The sequence below is a fragment of the Bradyrhizobium zhengyangense genome (genome assembly GCF_022012435.1).
GTDB classification, from domain to species: Bacteria; Pseudomonadota; Alphaproteobacteria; order Rhizobiales; family Xanthobacteraceae; genus Bradyrhizobium; species Bradyrhizobium zhengyangense.
The window spans coordinates 1-1,666 of sequence record NZ_JAKLUA010000074.1; the positions used below are offsets into that span (position 1 = coordinate 1).

General features: G+C 63.7%; 1 protein-coding gene and 1 pseudogene. Both read right to left on the bottom strand.

The features are described 5' to 3' along the window. A pseudogene (gene tnpC / locus L6637_RS42200) lies at positions 1-1,111 on the bottom strand (IS66 family transposase); the annotation flags it as partial. Positions 1,112-1,156: 45 nt separating this feature from the next. After that, positions 1,157-1,477 carry an IS66 family insertion sequence element accessory protein TnpB gene (tnpB, locus tag L6637_RS42205; RefSeq protein ID WP_430644539.1) on the bottom strand — a complete coding sequence of 107 codons (321 nt, stop codon included), beginning with the start codon at positions 1,475-1,477 and terminating at the stop codon, positions 1,157-1,159. Positions 1,478-1,666 lie beyond the last annotated feature (189 nt).

A 1,666-nucleotide genomic window follows, 5' to 3' on the forward strand; every position in this document is an offset into this window, starting at 1 on the left:
CCCTTCTTGCCTTCCCGAGCATTCTTCTCGATGTCAGCCAACTCGAAGAAGCCCCGCCGCGCATGGGCCAGGCAAAATGCCGGCGCGATCGGTAGAACCTTCCTCTGCGGGTCGAACAGGGGCTCAAAGCCGCTGTAGCAGTCCGCCTGTAGGATACCGATGAAGGTGGCAGATGCTTCTGGGGGTGTGCGCCGCGACGGTCGCCCGAAGCGTAGTAAACCGCCGCCGGCGGCGCAGGCCCGGCGAACGGCCGGTCATCCCGCACATACGTCCAGATCCGGCCGGTCGTGCACTTGCCCTTCGCCAGGATGCGGATGGTGGTGTCGTCCCCATGAAGGCGCTCGGCCGCGAGCACATGGTGCTCGATCAGCTGGAACAGCGGCATGACGGCGAAGGTCCCGTGGCCGACCTGGTCGGCCAACGTCGACAGCGGTAAATCGATCCTCTCGGCCTTAAATCGCACGCTCTGGCGGTTGAGCGGGATATGCATACCGAACTTGTCGAACAGGATCGTCGCCAGCAGTTGTGGGCCGATGAAGCCGCGCGGGGTGGCATGGAACGGCGCAGGCGGCTGGCTGATCTTCTCGCAATCGCGGCAGGTGAACTTTTCGCGCACCGTCTCGATGACCTTGAAGCGACGCGGGATCTCCTCCAGCGTCTTGGTCACATCCTCGCCGACCTTCGCCAGCCGCGATCCGCCGCAGCAGGCACAGGTCGTGGGAGCCTCAATGACGACGCGTTCGCATTCTATGTCGTCCGGCCATGGCTTGCGCACCGGCCGCTTGCGCGTGAAGGGGCGGACGTTCTGCGTCTTCGCCGCTGCGGCCTGCGCGGCAAGCTCATCCTCGCTCGCCGTGGTGGCGAGTTCTTCGAGCTCCAATTCCAACTGCTCGATCAGGCGCGCCGTGCGCTCGGAGCGCTGCCCGTGCAGTTCGCGTTTGAGCTTCTCGATCCGTAGCTCGAGATGCGCGATCAGCGCCGCGTTATCCGACAGCTCCGCCTGCGCGCTGGCAGCCATCGCTTCGGCTCGTAGCCGTGCCTCACGCTCGGCTTGCAGCGCGGCCAACGCACTGACAAGGTCCGACGGGAGGTCGTCCGGCTTCGATATCATGAAGCCATTGAATCAGATCGAGCGGCAGATTCAAACCCAAAACCGTTATCCGACCCGCGTCGGACGCTGGGTTTCTTGCGGGGTGCGCCAATCGATTCCGGACAACAGATAGCTCAATTGCGCCGACGAGATCGTCACTGCTTCGCCTGCAACCGATGGCCAGATGAACCTTCCTCGCTCGAGTCTTTTGGTAAAAAGGCATGCTCCCTGGCCATCGTGCCAGATCAGCTTCACAAGATCGCTGCGGCGACCGCGGAAGACAAACAAATGACCGCTAAGCGGGTCCTTGCGCAGCACCTCCTGCACTTGGAGAGCCAACGACGGAAAGCCTCGGCGCATGTCCGTGTAGCCGGTCGCGAGCCACACTCGCGCGCCAGTCGGAACCGGGATCATCGGCGGACCAAAGCATCGAGAACGCGACGTAGCGCGTCTCCGTCCACATCGCCATCGACCCGGATGCGGTGCCCACTACCAAGGTCGATCTCGATGATGCCTTGGCTCTTCTCCGCCGACGCGCCGGCGCCAATGGCACTTCGGCAACCTCCCGCGGCGGCA